Source organism: Streptomyces flavofungini (assembly GCF_030388665.1).
In the GTDB taxonomy this organism is placed as follows: Bacteria; Actinomycetota; Actinomycetes; order Streptomycetales; family Streptomycetaceae; genus Streptomyces; species Streptomyces flavofungini_A.
This window is the reverse complement of record NZ_CP128846.1, coordinates 1,193,215-1,218,432: the sequence shown is the minus strand read 5'-3', so window position 1 is coordinate 1,218,432 and position 25,218 is coordinate 1,193,215. Positions and strand designations below refer to the sequence as shown.

General features: G+C 73.0%; 6 protein-coding genes. 3 read left to right on the top strand and 3 right to left on the bottom strand.

Annotated elements, in window-relative coordinates; genetic code table 11:
- The first annotated feature begins 1,090 nt into the window (after positions 1–1,090).
- On the top strand, positions 1,091–3,964 hold the full coding sequence (locus tag QUY26_RS04830) for a helix-turn-helix transcriptional regulator (protein ID WP_289943857.1): 2,874 nt from the start codon (positions 1,091–1,093) through the stop codon (positions 3,962–3,964).
- A 220-nt stretch (positions 3,965–4,184) separates the two neighbouring features.
- Here the strand turns inward: QUY26_RS04830 and QUY26_RS04825 are convergent, their stop codons facing one another.
- The gene (locus QUY26_RS04825; RefSeq protein ID WP_289943856.1) at positions 4,185–4,934 is read right to left on the bottom strand and encodes a hypothetical protein; all 750 of its coding nucleotides are present in this window, start codon (positions 4,932–4,934) and stop codon (positions 4,185–4,187) included.
- Positions 4,935–5,439: 505 nt separating this feature from the next.
- On the opposite strand from QUY26_RS04825, the gene QUY26_RS04820 reads away from it, so the two are divergent.
- Entirely contained in the window at positions 5,440–7,068 is a 1,629-nt protein-coding gene (locus QUY26_RS04820) for a flavin monoamine oxidase family protein (protein WP_289943855.1), read from the top strand.
- A 101-nt stretch (positions 7,069–7,169) separates the two neighbouring features.
- Here the strand turns inward: QUY26_RS04820 and QUY26_RS04815 are convergent, their stop codons facing one another.
- Positions 7,170–7,967: an ABC transporter permease gene (locus QUY26_RS04815; RefSeq protein ID WP_289943854.1), complete on the bottom strand. Its 798-nt coding sequence runs from the start codon at positions 7,965–7,967 to the stop codon at positions 7,170–7,172.
- Positions 7,964–8,911, bottom strand: a complete 948-nt coding sequence (locus QUY26_RS04810) for an ABC transporter ATP-binding protein (protein ID WP_289943853.1) — start codon at positions 8,909–8,911, stop codon at positions 7,964–7,966. The genes QUY26_RS04815 and QUY26_RS04810 overlap by 4 nt, the downstream gene beginning before the upstream one ends.
- 510 nt (positions 8,912–9,421) lie before the next feature.
- Here QUY26_RS04810 and QUY26_RS04805 point away from each other — a divergent pair.
- Complete coding sequence (locus tag QUY26_RS04805) at positions 9,422–25,189, top strand: type I polyketide synthase (RefSeq protein WP_436840268.1); 15,768 nt, start codon at positions 9,422–9,424, stop codon at positions 25,187–25,189.
- Positions 25,190–25,218: the final 29 nt, after the last annotated feature.

Genomic DNA, 25,218 nt, shown 5'->3' with positions numbered 1-25,218 from the left:
CCTGCGCGTCACATCGGCGTGCCCTGACCGACGGGGGCCGGCTGCGGGCGGTGAACCTGTCTGCTGTGCACGGGGAGCCCCGGTGACCGAGCGGGGAGAACGCGCCGTCGGCCGGGGGGTGGCCGTCCGGAGGCTATCCGTGGCCTGTGCGGCTCTCCACCCCTATCCGTCCCCTAGGGCGGATGCGGACGCCGCCGTCCTCCCGAGTTCGCGTACGCCGGCGGCGAGTTGGGCTCCGGGGCCCCGTCACAAAAGGAGCGGTGGCCGGAAACGGCGACGTAACAATGTGACGCATCTGGCAGTGCGGGGGCGGGTTCGAAGAGGTCTGGACCGGGTGTGCAGTGGCGCTTCCGGTTGCACAACCGGTGTGCACCTCCCGAAGTCCGCCGAGCACTATGGACTTCCTTGGTGAATTTTGCTGTCAAATTGCCGTTGGATTGTCTTCAGAGGGCCGTTACGGAGTCTCCGTCAGGGACTTTCCCGGACACGAACACCTAACGCATCCTTAACGGCCGCAGTGGGGGACAGCGGCCCGGCTGGCCCGCGGGGAGGGCAACGACGGTTGCGCCGCGCGGTGTTGAACGGCGCGCGAGGGGCCCGGTATGCGCCGCTCCGCTTCGGCGGCGGGGGGACTGGCCGGGCACGGAGCGGGCAGGAGGGTGCTGTCGGCCGGTTCCGTGGTCATGCGCGTGGCCAGGGGTGTTTCCGGACAGGATGGCTGGATGATCACTGTTCGGCGAGCTCGTGGCCGGTTCTTCTTCTCCTTTCTTTCAATTGGAATTCAATGTTCCGTATGTGCGGGCCGGTCACCAGGGGGCCCAATACCACACCCAGGGCCGGAATGGGGAGGGCTGAACGTTGCGAGTCATGACGGATTTGGGAGGTGGGCTCACTTCTTTCGGGGCTACCTCGTCGTCAAGTTTCAGTCATAGTTGTGTTGTTGACTGAGTGCCGCCAGAAGCACGGGAGAGATATCTGGAATATGCCCTGGTATCCTGCGAAGCGGTTCCAGTGGATACTTGAGAGTGCGTTATGCAAATAAGGCACCAGTGCACTTTGCGAAATTTTCTTACGGGGAGGAAACCGCACAATGAGCCTGGTCGAGCGAGTCGATGAATGGGCTCTCTTGGAGGAGGTTCTGGCGAACAGCGCGGAGGGGCCTTCCCGTGTTGTTGTGGTGAGAGGGCCGGTGGCCACCGGCAAGAGCGAGCTGCTGAACGGGGTCGCCGACCAGGCCGAGGCGCGAGGACACACGGTCCTCAAGGCGACGGGTTTACGAGCAGAGCGCAGGACCCCCATGGCCGTCTTCGGCCAACTGCTCCTGACCGCGGGCCGGGCCGAGGGGCCGCAGGACCTGCCGGAGCAGGACGGCCGGGTGCGACCCGGCCAAGGGGAACAGCGAGGGGCCGACGCGGCCGCGCGCGTGGAGCAACTGCTCGACGACGCGAGGTTCACCGCCATGCTGCGCGACCCCGACCACGAACGCGAGGAGCACGTCCGCGCCCACGTCATGCGGTCGCTGACCGCCGCCCTGCACGCCACGGCCCAGGGCCGGCCGCTCACGATCCTCGTCGACGACGTCCAGTACGCCGACATCCCGTCCCTGCAGTGCCTGCAGCACGCCATGCGGGAACTGCGGGCCAAACCCCTGGTGATCGTGCTCGGCCTGCGCACCGGGCCGCGCGCCGAACGCCCCATGTTCAGCGCCGAACTCCTGCGCCACCCCCGACTGACCCAGCTGCGCCTTTCCACCCTCGGTGAGCGGGCGACCGCCGAGATGCTGCGCGAGCACCTGGACGAGGCCACCGCCCGTCGCCTCGCCCCCGAAACCCACCGCGTCAGCGGCGGCAACCCCCTGCTGATCCGGGCCCTGACCCACGACATCCTCGCCCACCGACCCCCCACCGACCCCTCCCTTCCCGCCGTGCACGCCCTCACCGTCGGCGACGCCTACCGCCAGTCCGTGCTCAGCTGCCTGCACCGGGGCGAGGACTCCGTGCTCGCGGTCGCCCGCGGCCTGGCGATCCTGGACGACGCCGCGTCCGACGCGGCACTCGCCGGACTGCTCGAACTCGACCACGAGACCGTCACGCTCAGCCGCCGCGCCCTGGAGTCGGCAGGCCTCGCCGAGGCGGGAACGTTTCGGCATCCGCTGGCGAGAACCGCCGTCCTCGACGACCTCACCCGCGACGACCGGATCGACCTGCACCGCCGCGCCGCCGACCTGCTGCGCCGCGGCGGCGCCGAACCGCCCGTCGTCGCCCGGCACATCGTCGCCGCCGGGGAGGTCACCGACGAGGAGTCCCTCGACGTGCTGTGGGAGACGGCCACCCGCGCCCGCCGCGACGAGGACGTCTCGCTCGCCATCGCCTGCCTGCAGCTCGCCGAACAGGCCTGCCCGCGCGGCGCCCGGCGCAGCGAGATCCTGGCCGAACTGACGCGCTGCGTCTGGCGGGTCCGCCCGTCCACCGTCGGCCCCCATCTGCGCGCCCTTCGCACCGCGTTCGACGAGGGCTGGCTCACCGAACAGGCCGTGCCGGCGCTCCTCGCGGGGCTGCTCTGGCAGGGCCGGTTCGAGGAGGCCGCCGAGATCGCCCGCAAGTGCCAGGGCGCGTACGAGGGGACCTCCACCGTCTCCGCGTACCTCGCCGCCGGTGGCGTACGCACCACCTACCCCGCGCTGCGCGAGCGCGTCGGCACCGACAACTGGCCTGCCCCGCACGGCAATCCCGACACTGTCACCGGACGCGGCAGCGATCCCCGCAGCCGCGCGGGCGCCGCCCTGACCACGGTGCTCACCCGCGGCGCCGACCCGCACGCGGTCGACCTCGCCGAGGCCGTGCTGCAGGGCGCCCCGCTCAACGACGCCAACCTGGAGGCGCTGACCTGCTCGCTCAACGTCCTGATCTACTCCGACCGGCTCACCCGCGCCGCCCACTGGTGCGACGCCCTCCTGCGCGAGGCCACCAAGCTCGGCGGCCCGGGCTGGCAGGCACCCCTCTCCGCGGTCCGGGCGAAGATCGCGCTCAGGCAGGGCAACGCCGGTGAGGCCGTCCGCTACGCCGTCAACGCGCTCGCGTGGATGACGCCGCTCGGCTGGGGCGTCGGCATCGGCTCGGTCCTGGCCACCCTGGTCTCCGCGCACACCGCGATGGGGCAGTACGACCAGGCCATGACCTACCTCGACCACCACGTGCCGGACGGCCTGCCGGAGACGCGCTACGGCCTGGAGCTGATCCACGCCCGCGGCCAGCTCTACGCCGCCACCGGACGGGTCCGGCCCGCCCTCGACGACTTCCTCACCTGCGGGGAGCTGATGACGCGCTGGGGCATCGACCAGCCCGCGCTCGTCCCGTGGCGGTCCGCCGCCGCGGAGATGCACCTGCGCACCGGTGGCGAGGCCGAGGCCGACCGGCTCGTCAGGGAGCAGCTGGCCAAGTGCGGTCCGGGGCAGTCGCGCACCCGCGCGCTGACTCTGCGGGTGCTCGCCGAGGTGGCCGGGCTGCGACGCCACCACCACGCGCTGCACGAGGCGATCGAGGAACTGGAGGAGTGCGAGGACCGGCTTGAACTGGTGCGGGTCCTCGGAGCGCTCAGCCGCTCCCACCACGCCCTCGGTGAGCTGGGACAGGCACGCATGATGGCGCGCCGGGCCTGGCGCATCGCGCGCGACGCCCAGGCGGAGGCGCTGTGCGAACAGCTGCTGCCGTACGGCGACGGCGAGGTGAGCACGGTGGAACGGCCGACGGGCAACGGCGAGAGCTGCCCCTCGGAGGAGCTGACCGACGCGGAGCGGCGCGTGGCCTCACTGGCGTCCTTCGGGCACAGCAACCGGGAGATAGCGCGGAAACTGTTCATCACGGTCAGTACGGTCGAGCAGCATCTGACGCGGGTCTACCGCAAGCTGAATGTGTCCCGGCGCAAGGATCTGCCGCACGATCTGCTCGCCGACACGGCGTGCTGACACCCCCTGACGCGGCGCGCCCACATGGCTGGAACGATGTGCAGACAGGGTGTCCGGCCACGGACCGTCGCGCTATGACAACGTTGTGCTGATGGCTCTCCACGGTCAACGATCCGCTGGGGAGACGGAGTTGAGTATCCGATGACCTGGGGAGGCGTGGAGAACCGGAGGGAGGCGCGGCCGCCCGGAGTGTGACCGGCGGCGCGCGGGCCGTGCTCGGTCAGTGAGCGGCAGACCGGCAGGCCAGGCACATCTCGCCGTCGTGGACCGCGAAGGCGCGGTCCGCGACGGCGTGGGCGATCTGCCAGGAGCGGGTGGAGAACACCACGGTCCCGGTGGACGCCGTGTAGCGGCTCAGGACCCGACAGATGATCTTCTCCGACGTGCTGTCCACGTCATCGAGGAGATGACACAGCAGCAGCAGTTTCGGTACGTGCAGCAGCGCGCACCCCAGGGCGGTGCGGGAGCGCTGCCCCGGGGACAGGCCGGACACCGGGACCCGCTCGACGGCCCGGAGCCCGAGGACGTCCGTTAAGTCCGCCGTGCGCTGCGTGGCCGTCTCCGGCGAGAGGCCCTTGTGGCTGCCCGCGGTCACCAGCGTCTCGTGGACCGTCACTTCGGGCAACGGCATGCCCATGGAGACGACACCGACGAGCCGCCGCACGGCCGCGGGGTCGGCGCACGGGTCGAGGCCGTGCACCGAGACGGCGCGGCCGGGTCTGTCGTCGCACAGCAGTCGGGCGAGGAAGCGGTCCGCGGAGTCGTCGTCGGAGACCGCTGCCACGCTCGTGTGCGGCTCGATCCGCAGGAGGCGCTCCCGGCTCCCCGAATCGCTGCCGCACGCCCCCGACCCGCCGTCCGTCGTGTGCCGTACCTCCAGGGCCATGGGTTCCGGCCGGGCTCCGCCGGGCTCGGCGCCCGGCCGGTGATCATGCACCGCGAACCTTCGGCCGTCCGACCCTCGATGCATGAAGCCTCTCCTTCATTGCGAATGTTGCACAGTTGAGTACCGGGAACTCTTGGGGGCGCGTGGTGCGGACACCATAGATCATTCCAAGGCGTCTCCTGACTTTCGTACAGTCTTCAGGATCGAGGTCTCGCTACTAAAGTACTCATTGCGTGTCGCGTGTCTTTTTCGGCCCCGTCGCCGTGGTGGCCGAGGGGCCCCTGGGGCTCGAGGTGCGTGAACGTAGGAGGCGTAAGGGGATGTTGAGGGGTTACTCCGCCCCCGGACGCCGTCGTCATAATCAAGGGCACCGTCAGACGCGCCGTGCATCGGAGGCGATTCGCGAGCCCGACGGCCCCGTGGGGCAAGGCTCGGCCGCGTACGTCGCAGACCCTTCTCCTGCTGCCGCAGCCCGGCTCACCGCGGCCGTCTGAACGTACCGCCGGGCCGGCCTCCACCACGGTCAGAGGAGTATCCGTTGGTTGCCCTCAACGGCAGTTCACGTCCCGGCGCGGCAGATTCCATTACCATGCTGGGCCCGGACTTTCCCTTCGCCTACGACGAATGGCTGTCCAGCGCGCACGGGCTCGGTGAAATACCGGAAGCGGAGTTCGGGACACCGGTTGCGGTGATCGGGGCCGGGATATCGGGGCTCGTCGCCGCCTATGAGCTTCTGCGCCTCGGGCTGCGGCCCGTGGTGTACGAAACGGGACAGATGGGCGGCCGCATGCGCTCCGCGGCCTTCGACAGCCACCCCGACGCCGTCGCCGAGCTCGGCGCCATGCGCTTCCCCGCGTCCGCGCTCGCCCTGCGGCACTACCTGGACCTGGTCGGCCTCGAGACCCGGCCCTTCCCCAACCCGCTGACCGCCGCGAGCGGCAGCACCGTCGTCGCCCTGGGCGGCGACCGGCACTACGCCCGGCGCGCCACCGAACTCCCCGACATCTACCAGGAAGTCGGGATGGCCTGGGACAAGACGCTCCAGGAGCACGCCGAGCTGTTCGCGATGGACGACGCGATCCGCCGCCGGGACACCGCCGCCATCAAGGCCATCTGGAACCCGCTGGTGCGCGCCCTCGACGACCAGTCCTTCTACGGCTTCATCGCCAACTCGCCCTCCTTCCAGTCCTTCAAGTACCGCGAGATCTTCGGCCAGGTCGGCTTCGGCGCCGGCGGCTGGGACACCGACTTCCCCAACTCCATGCTGGAGATCCTGCGGGTCGTCTACACCGGTGCCGAGGACGACCACCGCCTCGTGGTCGGCGGCTCCCAGCAGCTGCCCCTGCGCCTGTGGTCGCACGCCCCCGACGACGCCGCCCACTGGCCGACGGGCACCTCCCTGGAGTCCCTGCACCGCGGTGGCCCCCGCGGCGGCGTCGCCCGGATCGAGCGCACCGCGCGCGGCATCACCGTCCAAGAGCACGGCGGCGCCTCCCAGGCCTTCCCCGCGGCCGTCTTCACGCCGCACAAGCGGACCCTGGTCACCAACGTCCGCTGCGACCGGGCGCTGCTGCCCACCCCCGTGTGGACGGCCGTGGAGCGCAGCCACTACATGGGCTCCTCCAAGCTGTTCGTGCTCGTGGACCGGCCGTTCTGGCGCGAGCGGGACCCGCGCACCGGCCGGGACGTGATGAGCACGACCCTCACCGACCGGATGCCGCGCGGCGTCTACCTCTTCGACGACGGGCCCGACCGCCCCGGCGTGATGTGCCTGTCGTACACCTGGAACGACGACTCCCTGAAGATGGCGCCGCTGACCCCCGAGGAGCGCCTGGACGGCGTCCTCGACGTGCTCGCCGACATCTACCCCGGCGTCGACATCCGCTCCCGCGTCATCGCCCCTCCGCGCACGGTGACCTGGGAGACCGACCCGCACTTCCAGGGCGCCTTCAAGGCGAACCTGCCGGGCCACTACCGCTACCAGCGGCGCCTGTTCACCCACTTCATGCAAGCCGAGCTGACACCGCGTCAGCGCGGCTTCTTCCTCGCCGGCGACGACGTCTCCTGGACGGCGGGGTTCGCCGAGGGCGCCGTGACGACGGGCCTCAACGCCGTCTGGGGCGTGCAGCGCCACCTCGGCGGCGCCACCATGCCGTTGAACCCCGGACCCGGCGACCTGTTCGCGGACCTCGCGCCGGTCGATCTGCCCGAGGACTGACAGCGCGGCGGTCCCTCCCGGGACGCGGCAAGGGCCCCGGAGCGCATGCGCTCCGGGGCCCTTCCGCCGTACCCCCTGCCCGTGGTCCTCCCTGAACCCGCCTACGTCTGCGCGCGCTTGAGGAACCCGCGGATGCCGATGGACGCGAACAGCGTGATCGACCCGACGAGCACGATCAGCGTGATCGGCAGCGGCACGTGCTCCACGCTCGGCGACGTCACGGCCCGCATGCCCTCACTGGCGTACGACAGCGGATTGGCGCCGCAGATCACCTGGAACCAGCGCACCTCGTCCAGGGCGACCAGCGGGAACTGCGTCGAGCCCGTGAACAGCAGCGGCATCAGGACCAGCGTGAACATCACGTCCACCTTGTCGCTGCTCACCGACGTGCCGAGGCACAGACCGATCGAGGCACCCGCGAGGGCGCCGAGCCCGGCGATGCCGAGGGCGGGAACGGTCTTGCTGATCGGCCACGACAGATCCAGCAGGACCATGCCGACCGGAGTCATCATCAGCGACGCCACGAAGCCGTACAACGCGCCGAACAGAATCTTCTCGACGGCCACCAGGCTCAGTGAGATCGGCGAAAGGAGCCGGTCCTCGATCTCCCGCGTGTAGGAGAAGTCCACGACGAGCGGCAGCGCCGTGTTCTGCATGCCGCCGAGGAATCCGTTCAGGGCCAGTACGCCGGGCAGCAGCACCGAGCTGTAGTCACCGTCCACATAGCCCGCGTCGCTCAGCAGCACACCGAACACGAACAGTGTGAAGAACGGCTGGATGATGGCCTGGCCGATGAACGTGGGGAACTGGCGCAGGGCGACAAACACGTCGCGCCACATGATGGCGCCGAACGTGTGCAGCTGCCGCGAGGCCGGTGCGGCCGTGGCCGACGTAGTCATCGCAGATTCTTTCCGGTGAGATGGAGAAAGACGTCTTCCAGGGACACCTTTCCGACGCCGACGTCCGTCACCCGGAAGTCCCCGCCGGTCAGCGCCGCGAGCGCCGGCTGGAGCGCCGCCACCGGCTCGGTGTCCGTATAGATGCGGAACCGGAAGCCGCCGTCAGCGGGCGGGTTCTCCGGGTCCACCTCGTCGACCTGACGCACCCCGGGAAGGTCGGAGAGGAGCTTCGCCACGGGCGCCGGGCCCGACGGCGACTCCACCGTCAGGGCCAGCGTCGAATGCGCGGGCAGCAGCTTGCCGAGACCGTCGGGGGTGTCCAGGGCGAGCAGGGTGCCCTTGTCCACGATGCCGACGCGGCCGCACAGCTTGGCGGCCTCGTCCATGTCGTGGGTGGTGACGACCACCGTCACGCCGCGCTCGGCGAGCTCGGCGACCCGCTCGTGCACGAACAGGCGCGCCTGCGGGTCGAGACCCGTCGCGGGCTCGTCGAGGAACAGCACGTTCGGGCGGTGGATCAGGGCGCGGGCGATCATCACGCGCTGCACCTGTCCGCCGGACATGTCGTCGACCTTCGACTTGCGGTAGTCCGACAGGCCCATCTGCTCAAGGAGTTCATCGGCGCGCCGCCGCCGCTCGGCCCGCGGGATGCCGTGGTAGGTGGCGTGGAACAGCAGGTTCTGACGCACCGAGAGCGACCGGTCGAGGTTGTTGCGCTGCGGCACCACCGCGAGGACGCGCTTGGCCTCCCTCGGTCGCGCGACCACGTCGACACCGTCGATCACGACGCTGCCCGAGGTCGGCCGCACCCGGGTGGTCATCATCCCCACCGTGGTGCTTTTTCCCGCGCCATTGGGGCCGAGCAGTCCGAACACCTCGCCCCGATACACATCGAAGCTCAGGCCGTCGACCACGCGGCGTGCGTTGGACGCGTACTGTTTCACCAGATTCTCAACCCGGACAGCGTTTTCCACGATCCTGACCCTAGGGCCGGGCGGGAATCCCGAACACCCCTATATCCGCCCCGCACCCGGGCGCCATAGGGGCTTCTTAGGGGTAGAGGCGGCGGAGACCGCACTGTTAGCCTGCACAGGTATTGTGGGCAAATCTGTCTGAAGTCCGGTCGGGAATGCCGGTGTTCCTGGTTTGTGGTCAGGAATCCGCGCAGCCGCAGGAATCCATAGCGTATCGGGAAATCGTCGAGGGTTTCCGGTCAGTGGATTCCGCGGAGCCCTTCGCGCGGTCGGACGGTTTCGCCCGGAGTGCAGTCAGGGATTTGTTGAAAGCCATCATGGCCGGTGCTACGGAGTGGAACATTGAGCGACTTCGAGGAATTCGCAGCCCATTCTCACCCGGAGGCCCGGCCTCACCCAAAGGCCCCTTCCCAGCCGGAAGATCTGCGAGCCACCCTTGACGGCCGCCCGCGCGCGGAGCAGGAACGGCGGCTGCGCGCCGTGGTCGCCGAGCAGGTCGCCGCCGTCCTCGGCGGCGCCGACGGCACCCGCGCGCCCGGCGACCTCTCCCGCCCCTTCCTCGACCTCGGCCTCGACTCCCTGACCGCCGTGGAGCTGCACCGCCGACTCCAGCGGGCCACCGGCCTCAAGCTGCCCGTCACCGCCGTCTTCGACTACCCGAGCGCCGACTCCCTCGCCCGCCACCTGCGCGCCGAACTCTTCGACAGCGCCGACGCGTCCTACGTGCCCGCCGCGGCCCGCCGCGCCGACGACGAGCCCATCGCCATCGTCGCCATGAGCTGCCGCCTGCCCGGCGGCGTCGAGACCCCCGAAGAACTGTGGCAGCTGGTCGCCGACGGCACCGACGCCATCTCCGGCTTCCCCGCCGACCGCGGCTGGGACCTGGACGGGCTGTACGACACCGACCCCGACCGCCCCGGCACCAGCTACGTCCGCGAGGGCGGCTTCCTGCACGACGCGGGCGAGTTCGACGCGGACTTCTTCGGCCTCTCGCCCCGCGAGGCCCTCGCGACCGACCCACAGCAGCGCCTCCTCCTGGAGACCTCCTGGGAAGCCCTGGAGCGCGCGGGCATCGACCCCACCACCCTGCGCGACTCCGGCACCGGCGTCTTCGTAGGCGCCGAGACCCAGGAGTACGGCCCCCGTCTCAGCGACGCCGGTGACGGCCTGGAGGGCTACCTCGTCACGGGCACGGCCGCCAGCGTCGCGTCCGGCCGCATCGCCTACACCCTGGGTCTCCAGGGCCCCACCATGACCGTCGACACCGCCTGCTCGTCGTCGCTCGTCGCCCTGCACCTCGCCGTGCAGGCGCTCCGGCAGGGCGAGTGCGCCCTCGCCCTCGCGGGCGGCGTCGTCGTCATGGCCTCACCGGGCTCCTTCCTGGCCTTCAGCCGTCAGCGGGGCCTCGCTCCCGACGGCCGCTGCAAGCCCTTCGCGCAGGCCGCGGACGGCACGGCGTGGGGCGAGGGCGTCGGCATGCTCGTCCTGGAGCGTCTGTCCGACGCGCGCCGCAACGGCCACAAGGTCCTCGCCGTCGTGCGCGGCTCGGCCGTGAACCAGGACGGCGCGAGCAACGGCCTGACCGCCCCCAACGGGCCCGCCCAGCAGCGCGTCATCCGCGCTGCCCTCGCCGACGCGGGTCTCGCCCCCGCCGACGTGGACGCCGTCGAGGCGCACGGCACCGGCACCACCCTCGGCGACCCCATCGAGGCCCAGGCCCTGATCGCCACCTACGGCAAGGACCGCCCCGCCGACCAGGAACCCCTCTGGCTCGGCTCGCTGAAGTCCAACGTGGGCCACACCCAGGCCGCCGCGGGCGTCGCCGGTGTCATCAAGATGGTCCAGGCGATCGACCGCGGCCTGCTGCCGAAGACCCTGAACGTGGACGAGCCGTCCTCGCACGTCGACTGGTCCGCGGGGGCCGTGGAACTCCTGACCGAGGCGCGGGCCTGGCCCGAGCGGGCCGACGGGGCGCCCAGGCGCGCGGGCGTGTCGTCGTTCGGCATGAGCGGTACGAACGCGCACCTCATCGTGGAGCAGGCGCCGGTGGAGACGCCGGTGGCGGAGGGGGCGTCGGCGGGGGAGGAGACGTCGGCGGGGGAGGCCGGGGGCGCGGCGCAGGGCGAGCCGGTCGTGGCCGCCGAGCCCGCTCTCGCGGCTGAGCCCGCCCCCGCAGCCGAGCCCGCTCTCGTACCCGACGCCGTGTCCGCGTTCGCCGCCGACCTCGACCCGTACCCCGCCCCCGCCGCCCCTGCCGCCCCTGGCGTCGTCCCCGGCCTCGTCCCCGTGTCCCTCTCGGCGAAGACCGAGCCCGCCCTGCGGGCGCAGGCCGCCCGGCTGCGGGCGCACCTGCTGGCGCGTCCCGGACTCGAACCGGACGACGTCGCCTGGTCGTTGGCGGTGGCGCGGTCACGGTTCGAGCAGCGGGGTGTCGTCGTCGGACGGGACCGCGACGAGCTGCTCGCCGGGCTTCAGGCGCTGGCGCAGGGCGACACGACCGCGCGCAACGTGGTCGCGGGCCGCGCGCAGGGCGGCACGGTCCGCCCGGTGTTCGTGTTCCCGGGGCAGGGCTCGCAGTGGGCCGGGATGGCCCGTGAACTCCTCGACTCCTCACCGGTGTTCGCCGACCGCATGGGGGAGTGCGCGGACGCGCTCGGCCCGTTCGTGGACTGGGACCTGTTCGAGGAGCTGAGCGGGGACAACTTCGACCGCGTCGACGTGGTCCAGCCGGTCCTGTTCGCCGTGATGGTGTCCCTGGCCGCCGTGTGGCGGGCCGCGGGCGTCGAACCCGCCGCCGTCGTCGGGCACAGCCAGGGCGAGATCGCCGCCGCGTGCGTGGCGGGCGCGCTGTCCCTGGAGGACGCGGCCTGGGTGGTCGCCCTGCGCAGCCAGGCCATCCTCGAACTCTCCGGCCGCGGCGGCATGGTCTCCGTGCCCCTGCCCGAGGAGCAGGTGCGCGCCATGCTCGACCAGTGGGGCGACGACCTGTCGGTGGCCGCCGTCAACGGCCCCTCGCACGTGGTCGTCTCCGGCGCCACCGGGGCCCTGGAGGAGCTGGTCGCGAGCTGCGTGGCCCGCGACATCCGCGCCCGCGTCATCCCCGTCGACTACGCCTCCCACTCCGCCCACGTCGAGGCCATCGAGGAGCACCTGGCGCGGGTCCTCGCCCCCGTCGCGCCCCGCTCGCCCGACGTGCCGCTGTACTCCACGCTCACCGGCGACTGGCTGACCGACGACACCCTCATGGACGCGGACTACTGGTACCGCAACCTGCGCCACACCGTCCTCTTCGAACACGCCACCCGCGGCCTCCTCGCCGAGGGCCACACCCTGTTCCTGGAGATGAGCCCGCACCCCGTCCTCACCGTGCCCGTCCAGGCCACCGTCGACGGGACGGACATCCCGGCCGCCACCCTCGGCTCGCTGCGCCGTGACGAGGGCGGCGCGGACCGCCTCTTCGCCTCCATCGCCGAGGCCCACGCCCACGGCGCCGAACTCGACTGGCACGCCCTGCTGCCCGGCGAGCGCGCCCTCGTCGACCTGCCCACGTACCCCTTCCAGCGCCGCCACTACTGGCTGACCGAGGAACGCCCCTCCGGCGGCACGCGGCCCGCCGCCGCGGACGAGGCCGAGGCCCGCTTCTGGGAGGCCGTCGAGCGCGAGGACGTCGACCAGCTGACGTCCACGCTCGGTGACGTCGCCCAGGACGCGCTCAGCGAGGTCCTGCCCGGCCTGTCCGCGTGGCGCCGCGGCCGCCGCGAGCGCGCCGTCATCGACAGCTGGCGCTACCGGACCACCTGGCAGCCCCTGCCCGCCGGCCACCTGCCGACGGCCCGCCTTGCGGGCCGCTGGCTGATCGTCCTGCCCGAGAGCGCCGCGGACCACCCGTGGGCGGCCGGGGTCGCCGATGCCCTGACCCGCTCGGGGGCGGAGCCGGTCGAGCTGCGCCTGGCGGCGGGCGAGGCGACGCGGGAACTGCTGGCCGAGCGGCTGCGGGAGGCTGCCGAGGGCGCGGCACCCGGGAGCGACGCGGCTGGTGGCGGCGGTGCGGCGGCCGACGGGGGCACGCGGGACAGGGGCGCCGGATCCGACGCCGCGGGAGGAGGCGCCGACGGGCCGACGGCTGACGCGGGCCGCAACGGAGCCGTGCCCGCCCCCGACACCAGCTCGGACAGCACCGAGACAACCCCCGACGCCGACGGTGCCGCGCCCACCCCCACCGCGCCCCTCACCGGAGTCATCTCCCTCCTCGGCCTCGACGAGTCCCCCCTGGCCGGGCACGAAGCCGTGCCCGCCGGGCTCGCCGCCACCCTGGCCCTCCTGCAGGCCCTCGGTGACACCGGCACCGACGCCCCGCTGTGGGCCCTCACCGAGAGCGCCGTGTCCACGGGGCGCAGCGACCGGCTCGACCACCCCGTCCAGGCCCACCTGTGGGGCTTCGGCCGGACCGCGGCGCTCGAACACCCCGACCGCTGGGGCGGACTCGTCGACGTACCGCGCTCCTACGACACCCGGGCCGGTGCCCGCCTCGCCGCGATCCTCACCGCGGCCTTTGACGGGCCTCGGGCGGACGGCGCCGTGGAGGACCAGCTCGCGGTGCGCGGGTCCGGCGTGTTCGTACGGCGCCTGCTCCGCGGTGAGGCGGCGGGCGCCGACCTCACCCGCGGCACTCCGTGGACGCCCCGCGGCACCGTCCTGGTCACGGGCGGCACGGGCGCGCTCGGCGGGCACGTCGCCCGCTGGCTCGCGGGGGCGGGCGCCGAGCACCTCGTCCTCACGAGCAGGCGGGGCCCGGACGCGCCCGGAGCCGCCGAACTCCGCGCCGAACTGGAGGAGTTCGGCGTCCGCGTGACCCTGGCCGCCTGCGACGCGGCCGACCGGGACGCCCTGGCACGGGTCCTGGCCGGGATCCCCGCCGACGCGCCCCTCACGGCCGTCGTGCACACGGCCGGAACCCTCGACGACGGGACCGTGGACGGCCTCACCCCCGAACGCTTCGATGGCGTGCTGCGCCCCAAGTCCCCGGCGGCCACCGCCCTGCACGACCTGACCCGGGACCTGGACCTGGACGCGTTCGTCCTGTACTCGTCGGCGTCGGGCGCGTTCGGCAACGCCGGTCAGGCCAACTACGCCGCCGCGAACGCCTACTTGGACGCCCTCGCCGAACAGCGTCGCGCCGACGGCCTGCCCGCGACCTCCGTCGCCTGGGGCACCTGGGAGGGCGCGGGGCTCGCCGACACCGCCGTGCGCGCCGAGCGGACCCGGCGCGACGGCATGCCGCCGATGCCGCCGGAGCGGGCCGTCGCCGCCCTGCGGGACGCCGTCGAGCGCGGCGACGCCAGTGTCGTCATCGCGGCCGTCGACTGGGACACCTTCCTGCCCGGCTTCGTCGCGGCCCGCCCCAACCCCCTCTTCGCCGCGATCCCCGAGGTGCGGGAGCGGACCGCCGCTCCCGCGGACACCGCCCCCGATGCCACGGGCGGCCGCGCCGTCTCCGGCCCCGACTGGATACGGCAGCTCGCGCCCCTGCCCGGGGCGGAGCGTGAGGCGGCCCTCGTCACCTTCGTCCGCGCCCAGGCCGCCGCCGTCCTCGGCCACTCCGCCGCCGAGGCCGTCGACCCGGGCCGGGCCTTCCGCGAGCTGGGCTTCGACTCCCTCACCGCCGTGGAACTGCGCAACCGCCTCCAGGCGGCAACGGGCCTGCGCCTGCCCGCCTCCCTCGTCTTCGACTACCCCAACTCCACCGTCCTCGCGGCCCACTTGGCCACGGAGACCTTCGGCGCCGACGCGGCCGCGACCGAGCCCCGCGGCACCGCCGCCACCGCCCCCGTGTCCGCCGACGACGACCCTGTGGCGATCGTCGCGATGAGCTGCCGCTTCCCCGGCGGGGTGCGCGGCCCCGAGGACCTGTGGCGCCTCGTCGCCGAGGGCCGGGACGCCATGGGCGAGTTCCCGGCCGACCGCGGCTGGGACCTCGCCGAGCTCTACGACCCGGACCCCGACCGCGCGGGCAAGACCTACGTCCGCGAGGGCGGGTTCCTGTCCGGCGCGGGCGGCTTCGACGCGGACTTCTTCGGGATCTCCCCGCGCGAGGCCCTGGCCATGGACCCGCAGCAGCGCCAACTCCTGGAAACATCATGGGAGTTGTTCGAACGCGCGGGCATCGACCCGACGACGCTGCGCGGCACCCGCGCGGGCGTCTTCGTCGGCTCCAACGGCGACGACTACCTCCCCCGCATGGCCGCCGTCCCCCAGGACATCGAGAGCCACGTCCTCACCGGCAACGCGGTCAGCGTCATGTCCGGCCGCCTCTCCTACGCCTTCGGCCTGGAGGGCCCCGCCGTCACCGTCGACACCGCCTGCTCGGCGTCGCTCGTCGCCCTGCACCTGGCGGCGCAGGCCCTGCGTCAGGGCGAGTGCGACATGGCGCTCGCGGGCGGCGTGACCGTCATGTCGTCCCCCGACACGTTCGTGCAGTTCAGCCGTCAGCGAGGCCTCGCTACGGACGGCCGCTGCAAGGCGTTCGCGGAGGCGGCGGACGGCACGGGTTGGGGCGAGGGCGTCGGCCTGCTGCTCCTGGAGCGCCTGTCCGACGCGCGCCGCAACGGGCACGAGGTGCTTGCCGTTGTCCGCGGCTCGGCCGTGAACCAGGACGGCGCGTCCAACGGCCTGACCGCCCCCAATGGTCCGTCCCAACAGCGGGTGATCCGGGCCGCATTGGAGAGCGCCGGACTGTCCGCGGGTGACGTGGATGCCGTCGAGGCGCACGGCACCGGCACCACGCTCGGCGATCCCATCGAGGCGCAGGCGCTCCTCGCCACGTACGGGCAGACGCGGCCGGAAGGTCCGGCCGGGCGCGAGCCTCTGTGGCTGGGCTCCATCAAGTCCAACATCGGGCACACCCAGGCAGCCGCCGGTGTCGCGGGTGTCATCAAGATGGTCATGGCGATGCGCGAGGGTGTGCTGCCGCAGACCCTGCACGTGGACGAGCCGAGCTCCCATGTGGACTGGGAAGCGGGGGCTGTCCGGCTCCTCACGGAGCCCCGGGAGTGGCCGGGGCGCCAGGGCGGTGCGCCGCGTCGCGCGGGCGTGTCGTCGTTCGGTGTGAGCGGCACCAACGCCCACGTGATCGTGGAGCAGGCGCAGCCCGTCGAGCCCGCCGAGGCGGCCGAGCCCGGTGGCGCCGCTCCGGTGGCTGTGCCCGTGGTGCCGTGGGTGGTGTCGGCCCGCGGCGCGGAGGCGCTGCGGGCGCAGGCGGAGACCCTGCGGGAGCACGTGGCGGGGCACGACGACCTCGATGCTGTCGGTGTCGGCTGGTCGCTGCTCTCGGGGCGCGCCCTGCACGAGCACCGGGCCGTCGTCTTCGGTCGGGAGCGGGAGGAGTTCCTCGCCGGACTCGGGGCGGTGGCCTCCGGCGGCTCGGGGGTCGTCACCGGGTCGGTGGTCGAGGGCCGTCTCGGGGTCGTCTTCACGGGTCAGGGCAGCCAACGCGTGGGCATGGGAAGGGAGTTGTACGAGGCGTTCCCCGTCTTCGCCGACGCCCTGGACGAGGTGTGCGCGCACGTGGACGGGCTGCTTGAGCGCCCGCTGAAGGACGTCATGTTCGGCACGGGGACGGAAGCGGAGGCGGACACCGAGACGCTGGCGCAGACCGCCTACGCGCAGCCCGCGCTGTTCGCCGTCGAGGTGGCTCTGTTCCGTCTGGCGGAGTCCTTCGGGGTGCGGCCCGAGATCGTCGGTGGCCACTCGATCGGTGAGCTGACGGCCGCGTATGTGGCCGGACTGTGGTCGCTGGAGGACGCGGCTCGACTGGTCGTCGCGCGTGGTCGGTTGATGCAGTCGTTGCCGGAGGGTGGGGGCATGCTGGCGGTGCAGGCCGCCGAGGCGGACATGTTGCCGCTGCTCGAAGGCCTTTCCGGCAGCGTGGGTGTGGCGGCCGTGAACGGGCCGTCGCAGGTGGTGCTCTCCGGTGACCTCAAGGTCCTGGAGGGCCTGGAGGAGAGGCTGCGGGGTGAGGGCCGCAAGGTGCGGTGGCTGAAGGTGTCCCACGCCTTCCACTCGCCGCTCATGGATCCGATCCTGGAGGAGTTCCGCGCCGTCGCGCAGGGCCTCGCCTACCAGGACCCGAAGCTGCCCGTCGTCTCCAATGTCACGGGCGAACTGGCGGAGCCCGCCCAGCTCAAGGACCCCGACTACTGGGTCCGCCACATCCGCGAGGCCGTCCGCTTCCACGACGGACTCGGGGCGCTCACCGCCTTCGAGGCGTCCACGCTCCTCGAACTCGGCCCGGACGCGGTGCTCACGGCGATGGCCCACGACACCCTCACCGACCCGGCCGCCCAGGCCGGTCTCGTCGCCGCAGCCCGCAAGGACCGCCCCGAACCCGCCACGTTCCTCACCGCCCTCGCCCAACTCCACGCACGCGGCTGCGACGTCGACTGGACGCCGCTGTACGCCCCCGTGGAGTCCCGCACCCGCGTCGACCTGCCCACGTACGCCTTCCAGCGCGACCACTACTGGCTCGACCTGTCCGCGTCCGCCGCGCCCGTCGGCCGCGGCGGCCTCGGCGTCGACGAGGTGGAGGCACGCTTCTGGGAAGCCGTGGAGAGGGGCGACCTGGCCTCGCTGAGCGCCGAGTTGGGCGCACAGGGTGAAGCCGACGGCGTGGCCGCGCTGGGCGAGGCGCTTCCGGTGCTCTCGTCGTGGCGACGACAGCGGCGCGAGGCCGCCACCGTCGGACGCTGGCTCTACCAGGAGTCGTGGAAGCCCCTGACGGGCCTCGCCCCGGCGGCCTTCGACGGCACCTGGTGGGTGGTCGCCCCCGCGGACGAGGACGCGTACCCGTGGATCGCCGCCGCGACCGCGGGCCTCGCGGCCCGTGGCGCGCGCGTGACCCGGATCGCGGTGCGCGCCGACGAGACCCACCGGGACGCACTCGGCGCCAAGCTCCGTGAACTCATCGACGCACAGGCCGAGTCGGGCACCGGCCACCCCCAGGGAGTGCTCTGCCTCCTCGCCCTCGACCCCTCCGCGGGCTCGGCGCATCCGACCGTCCCCGTCGGCCTCGAAGGCGTGCTCGCCCTCCTCCAGGCCCTGGGTGACGTGGACGTGGCGGCACCCCTGTGGGCGGCCACGAGCGGTGCCGTGAGCACCGGCCGCTCGGACCGCCCGTCGGCTCCCGCGCAGGCGACCGTGTGGGGCATGGGCCGCGTCGCCGCCCTGGAACAGCCCCAGCTCTGGGGCGGCCTCGTCGACCTGCCCGAATCCGCCGACGAGCGGTCGGGCCTCCGGCTCGCCGACTCCCTCGCCGCCGCGTCGACCTCGGGTGAGGACCAGCTGGCGGTGCGCGGCTCCGGCGTCTTCGCGCGCAGGCTGGTGCGCGTGCCCTCGGGCGGCGCGGGCCTCGGCGAAGCGCCGGCGGGGGAGTGGTCGGCCGACGGCGGCACGGTGCTGATCACCGGTGGCACGGGTGCGCTCGGCGGTCATGTGGCGCGGTGGGCGGCGCGTGCGGGTGCCGGTCATGTGCTGCTGACGAGCCGTCGTGGGCCGGAGGCGCCGGGTGCGCTCGAACTGCGTGACGAATTGCTGGAGTTGGGTGTACGGGTGACGATCGCGGCGTGTGACGCGGCGGACCGGGAGGCGCTGGCGCGGGTCCTGGGGGAGATTCCGGACGATGTGCCGTTGACCGGGGTGTTCCACACGGCGGGCGTCCTGGACGACGGTGTGCTCGACGGGCAGACGGCGGACCGGTTCGCCACCGTGTTCCGACCCAAGGCCCAGGCGGCCCTGAACCTCCACGAGCTGACACACGACCACGAACAGCTGACGGCGTTCGTCCTCTTCTCGTCCGTCGCGGGCTCCATGGGCATCGGCGGCCAGGGCAACTACGCGGCGGCCAACGCCTTCCTGGACGCCTTCGCCCACCACCGCAGGTCGCTCGGCCTGCCCGCGCTGTCCCTCGCCTGGGGGCCGTGGGCCGGCGGCGGCATGGCCGTCGACGGCGGCGTCGTGGAGCAGCGCGTACGGGACAGCGGCATGCCCGCGATGGAGCCGGACCTCGCGGTCGCCGCGATGGCAGCCGCGCTGGCGTCCGCCGCGCGACCCGACACGCACACGGCGCCGGCCGCGGTCACCCTCGCCGACGTCGACTGGGACGTCTGCGCGCCGACCTACGCCCTGGCCCGCCCCAACCACCTGTTCGACCAGCTCACGAGCCCCACCGCCCCGACCGAGCCGTCGGCGACGGGCGCACGCGGCGGGACGGCGGCCACCGCTCCCGGCACCTCCGAGCTGCCGCTCGCGGAACGGCTCGCCGTGCTTCCGGCGGCGGAACGCGACCGGGTCCTCCTGGATCTCGTACGCGACCGGGTGGCGACCGTCCTCGGCTACCCCGCCACCAAGACCGTCGACGCGACCCGCCCCTTCAAGGACCTCGGCTTCGACTCCCTGACCGCCGTCGAACTGCGCAACCTCATCGGCGCGGCGGGCGGACTCCACCTCCCCGCGACCCTGATCTTCGACCACCCCACACCCGAAGCACTCGCCGCGCACCTGCGCGACGAACTCCTCGGCGACCTCGCCCCGCACGGCGACGACACCCCGGGGCCCGACGGGTCCCGGACGGGTGCGGTGGACGGCGACCCCATCGCGATCGTCGCCATGAGCTGCCGCTTCCCCGGTGGCGTCCGTTCCCCCGAAGACCTGTGGCGGCTCCTCAGCGACGGCGAGGACGCCATCGGCGACATGCCGGACGACCGCGGCTGGAACGTCGAGTCGCTCTACCACCCGGACCCCGACCACCCCGGGACGAGCTACGTCCGCGAGGGCGGCTTCCTGCACGACATGGCCGACTTCGACGCGGACTTCTTCGGCATCTCCCCGCGCGAGGCCCTGGCCATGGACCCGCAGCAGCGACTCCTCCTGGAGACCGCCTGGGAGGCCTTCGAGCGTGCGGGCATCGACCCGGTGACCCTGCGCGGCAGCCGCACCGGCGTCTTCTCCGGCACCAACGGCCAGGACTACGAGGACGTCCTGCGCACGGCCCCCGACCGAGGCGAGGGCTACCTCGGCACGGGCAACGCGGCCAGCGTCGTCTCCGGCCGCCTCTCCTACGCCTTCGGCCTGGAGGGCCCCGCCGTCACCGTCGACACCGCGTGCTCCTCGTCCCTGGTCGCCCTGCACCTGGCGGCGCAGGCCCTGCGGCAGGGTGAGTGCGACATGGCGCTCGCGGGCGGCGTGACCGTCATGTCGACGCCGGACACCTTCGTGGAGTTCAGCCGTCAGCGAGGCCTCGCTACGGACGGCCGCTGCAAGGCGTTCGCGGAGGCGGCGGACGGCACGGGTTGGGGCGAGGGCGTCGGCCTGCTGCTCCTGGAGCGCCTGTCCGACGCGCGCCGCAACGGGCACGAGGTGCTTGCCGTCGTCCGCGGCTCGGCCGTGAACCAGGACGGCGCGTCCAACGGCCTGACCGCCCCCAATGGTCCGTCCCAACAGCGGGTGATCCGGGCCGCGTTGGAGAGCGCCGGACTGTCCGCGGGTGACGTGGATGCCGTCGAGGCGCACGGCACCGGCACCACGCTCGGTGACCCCATCGAGGCGCAGGCGCTCCTCGCCACGTACGGCAGGGGCCGATCGGCCGACCGGCCCCTGTGGCTGGGCTCCATCAAGTCCAACATCGGGCACACCCAGGCAGCCGCCGGTGTCGCCGGTGTCATCAAGATGGTGATGTCGATGCGCCACGGGATGCTGCCGCAGACCCTGCACGTGGACGAGCCGAGCTCCCACGTGGACTGGTCGGCGGGCGCTGTCGAGCTGCTTACGGAGGCTCGGGAGTGGGCCGAGCGGGACGGCGGTGCGCCGCGTCGCGCGGGCGTGTCGTCGTTCGGCGTGAGCGGCACCAACGCCCACGTGATCGTGGAGCAGGCACAGGCGGTCGAGCCCGCCGAGACCGCTCCTCCGGTGGCGGCACCGGCGACCGCCCTGCCCTGGCCGGTGTCGGGCCGCAGCGCGGACGCCCTGCGAGCCCAGGCCTCGAGACTGCGGGAACACGCGGAGACGCACACCGAAGTCAGCCCCGTGGACGTGGGCTGGTCCCTGCTGTCGGGCCGTGCCGCGCACGAGCACCGGGCCGTGGTCTTCGGGCGGGAGCGACAGGAGTTCCTGACCGGCCTGGAGGCACTGGCCTCCGGCGGCCCGGGGGTCGTGTCGGGCTCGGTGGTCGAGGGCCGTCTCGGGGTGGTCTTCACCGGGCAGGGCAGTCAGCGGCTCGGGATGGGGCGTGAGTTGTACGAGGCGTTCCCCGTGTTCGCCGATGCGCTGGACGAGGTGTGCGCGCACCTGGACGGGCTGCTTGAGCGTCCGTTGAAGGACGTGATGTTCGGTGCGGATGCCGAGGTGTTGGAGCGCACGGGGTATGCGCAGCCTGCGCTGTTCGCGGTGGAAGTCGCTCTGTTCCGTCTGGCCGAGTCCTTCGGAGTGCGGCCCGAGATCGTGGGCGGGCACTCGATCGGTGAGCTGACGGCCGTGTATGTGGCGGGGCTGTGGTTGCTGGAGGACGCGGCTCGACTGGTGGCTGCGCGTGGTCGGTTGATGCAGTCGCTGCCGGAGGGTGGGGGCATGCTGGCGGTGCAGGCCGCCGAGGCGGACGTGCTGCCGCTGCTGGTGGGGCTGGAGGACCGTGCGGGTGTGGCGGCCGTGAACGGGCCGACGCAGGTCGTGCTCTCCGGTGACCTCACCGTCCTGGAGGGCCTGGAGGAGAAACTGCGGGGTGAGGGCCGCAAGGTCCGACGGCTGAAGGTCTCCCACGCCTTCCACTCGCCGCTCATGGACCCGGTCCTGGAGGACTTCCGCAAGGTCGCCGAAGGACTGACCTATCAAGAACTGACGCTGCCCGTCGTGTCGAACGTGACCGGTGAACTGGCGGAGCCCGCGCTGCTCCAGGACCCGGAGTACTGGGTGCGGCACGTGCGGGACGCGGTCCGGTTCCACGACGGACTCGGGGCGCTCACCGGGCAGGGCGTGTCGACCCTCCTCGAACTCGGCCCGGACGCGGTGCTCACGGCGATGGCCCACGACACGATCACCGACCCGGACGCGCAGGCGGGTCTGGTCGCGGCCGTGCGCAAGGACCGCGCCGAACCGGACACGTTCCTGACGGCTCTCGCGCAGCTGTACGTGCGCGGAGTGGACGTCGACTGGACGCCGCTGTACGCGCCGGTCGGCTCGCGGCGTCGCGTGGACCTGCCCACGTACGCCTTCCAGGGACGTCGATACTGGCCGAGCGGGGCCGTGCGCGGCGCGGGCGACGTGTCGGCCACGGGCCTCGCGGCCGCCGGGCACCCGCTGCTCGGGGCGGCCGTGCCGCTGGTGGACTCCGGTGGCCATCTGCTGGCGGGCCGCCTGTCGGTGGCGACGCATCCGTGGCTCGCGGATCACGCGGTGGGTGGTCGAGTGCTGCTGCCCGGTACCGCCTTCGTGGAACTGGCCGTGCGGGCCGGTGACGAGGTGGGCTGCGGGGTGCTCGAGGAGCTGACGCTGGCCGCCCCGCTGGTGCTGCCGGAGCGGGGAGCGGTGCAGTTGCAGGTCAGCGTCGGCGCCGCGGACGACGACGGGCGTGCCCCGGTGAGCGTCCACTCGCGCGACGAGGCCGACCCCGAGGGCCCGTGGACCCGGCACGCGGCCGGATTCCTCTCCGCCGAAGCCGTCGCGCCCGCCGCCGACGAGGACGGGCCCCAGGCCCTGTCCGAGTGGCCGCCGCGCGACGCGGAGCCCATCGACGACGCGGCCGAGCTGTACGACCGCCTGGCAGGGACGGGCTACGGCTACGGCCCGGTGTTCCAGGGGCTGCGCGCGGCCTGGCGGCGCGGCGACGAGGTCTTCGCCGAAGTCGCCCTGCCGGACGACGCGGACGCCGAGGCCTTCACCCTGCACCCGGCCCTCTTGGACGCCGCGCTCCACGCCACCCTCCTGCTGCCCGGAGCGCAGGACGGCGACGGCGAACGCCAGGGCCTCGGGCTGCCCTTCGCCTGGAGCGGCGTACGCCTGCACCAGGCGGGCGCCGCCGCGGTCCGGGTGCGCCTGCGCGGCGCCGGAGCCGACGCCGTCACGCTGACGCTCGCCGACCAGGCCGGGCAGGTCGTCGCCACCGTGGACTCGCTGGTGTCGCGCCCGGTCTCGGACGAACAGCTCCGCGGCCCCGTCGGCGACTCGCTGTTCCACGTCACGTGGAAGCGGCAGGCCGGGGGTACGGCTGTCGAAGACGTGCCGCTGGTGCTCATCGGGGACACCGAGGCGGTACCGGCCGCCCGGGTTCACGCGGACCTCACCGCCCTGGGCGCGGCGCTCGCGGCCGGGGAGACACCGCCCGCAGCGGTGCTGTGGCGCGCGGGCGGAACGCCGGACGCGGGAGGCGCCGGGCTCCCCGGAGCGAAGGCCGTCTCCGCGACGCTGGCCGACGCCCTCGCCGTGGTGCAGGCGTGGCTCGCCGACGAGCGGTTCGAGGACGCGCGGCTCGTGGTCGTGACGCGCGGGGCGGTCGACGCCGGGGGCACGGACGAGGAGGTCGACCCTGCGGGGGCGGCGATCTGGGGCCTGGTGCGGTCGGCGCAGGTGGAGCACCCGGGTCGCTTCGTCCTCGTGGACGCGGACAGGCACACGGACGCGCACGGAGGCGTGGACCTGGGTGCCTTCGTGAACACCGGTTCGGTGGCCACGCCGATGCTCGCCGCCGTCCTGGCTTCGGGTGAGCCCGAGGTGGCCGTGCGGGAAGGCGAGGTGTGGGTGCCGCGGCTGACACGGGTCCCCGTGACCCCGGCCGGGGAGGTGACTGCTCCGTTCGGTGCGGGCACTGTCCTGGTCACGGGTGCCTTCGGGGGCCTGGGGCGGGTCGTGGCGAAGCACCTTGCCGAGCAGCACGGTGTACGCGACCTGCTGCTGGTCTCGCGTCGCGGTGACGAGGCGCCCGGAGCGGCGGAACTCGTCGCCGAGCTGGCTGAGTCGGGCGTCGATGCCACTGTGGCGGCGTGTGACGTGGCCGACCGCGAGGCGCTGGGTGTCCTGCTGGAGCGGGTGGGGGGTGAGCTGTCGGGTGTGGTGCACGTCGCGGGCGTACTCGACGACGGTGTGATCACCTCGCTGACGCCGGAGCGCCTGGACACGGTCCTGCGCGCGAAGGTGGACGCCGCTCTGAACCTGCACGAGCTGACGGCCGGCCTGGACCTGTCGGCGTTCGTCCTGTTCTCCTCCGCTGCCGGAGTCCTCGGCAGCCCGGGCCAGGGCAACTACGCGGCCGCCAACAGCGTCCTGGACGCCCTCGCGGCCGTACGCCGGGCCCAGGGACTTCCGGCGACTTCCCTCGCCTGGGGCCTGTGGGCGCAGGAGAGCGACATGACGGGCAAGCTGGCCGGCGCCGACCTGGGCCGCATGGCGCGCGGTGGCGTCGCCGCACTGTCCACGCGGGAGGGCCTGGCACTGCTCGACGCCGCCGTGACCCTGACCTCCGCCCCGTCGACCCCCGCACCGCCGCGGGACCAGGCCGCCCCCGCCGTGCTCGTACCCCTGCGCCTGGACACCGCGTCCCTGCGGGCCTCCGCCGGCCCCGACGGCGTACAGCCCGTGTTCGCGGACCTGGTGCCCGCCCCGGCCCGCCGCGTCGACAGGGCGCTCGCGCGCTCCGGGAACGCGGCCGAGCCGGGCGGCACGGGCCCCGCCCTCGTCAGGGAATTGGCGGGACTTTCCACCGAGGAGCGCGAACGGGCCCTGCTCGACGCCGTGCGGGGTAATGTGGCGGCGGTGCTCGGGCATTCCGGGCCCGAGGCAATAGGGGCCACCCGTGGATTCCTGGAATTGGGCGTCGACTCGCTCACCGCGGTGGAACTCCGGAATCGGCTGAACTCCCTTTCCGGACTGCGCCTGCCCGCCACCCTGATCTTCGACTACCCGTCGCCGGCGGCACTCGCCTCCTACCTGGACGAGAGCCTGCCGAGCGGCACGGAGCCGACAGAACAGGTCGCGGGAGCGCGGCCGGGCGGGGTGATCGCCGAGCTTGCCGGACTGGAAGCGGCGCTGGCCGCGGGCGCCCTGACAGGCGACGAACGGACCGCAGTGCGCGGCAGGCTGCGGGCGCTGCTCGGCAGGCTCGACACCACCGAGCCCGCCGGGAACGCCGGGGCCGCCATCGCGGACCAGCTCGAAGACGCCGACGACGATGACATGTTCGACTTCATCGACAACGAACTCGGCGTCTCCTGAAAGTAATTCCTGGAAATTCCTCAAGGGGT

What these genes read in the sequence shown, in the direction of transcription:
- QUY26_RS04815 (WP_289943854.1), bottom strand. Translation starts at nt 7,967, where the DNA reads ATGACTACGTCGGCCACGGCCGCACCGGCCTCGCGGCAGCTGCACACG.
- QUY26_RS04820 (WP_289943855.1), top strand. Translation starts at nt 5,440, where the DNA reads ATGCTGGGCCCGGACTTTCCCTTCGCCTACGACGAATGGCTGTCCAGC.
- QUY26_RS04825 (WP_289943856.1), bottom strand. Translation starts at nt 4,934, where the DNA reads ATGCATCGAGGGTCGGACGGCCGAAGGTTCGCGGTGCATGATCACCGG.
- QUY26_RS04830 (WP_289943857.1), top strand. Translation starts at nt 1,091, where the DNA reads ATGAGCCTGGTCGAGCGAGTCGATGAATGGGCTCTCTTGGAGGAGGTT.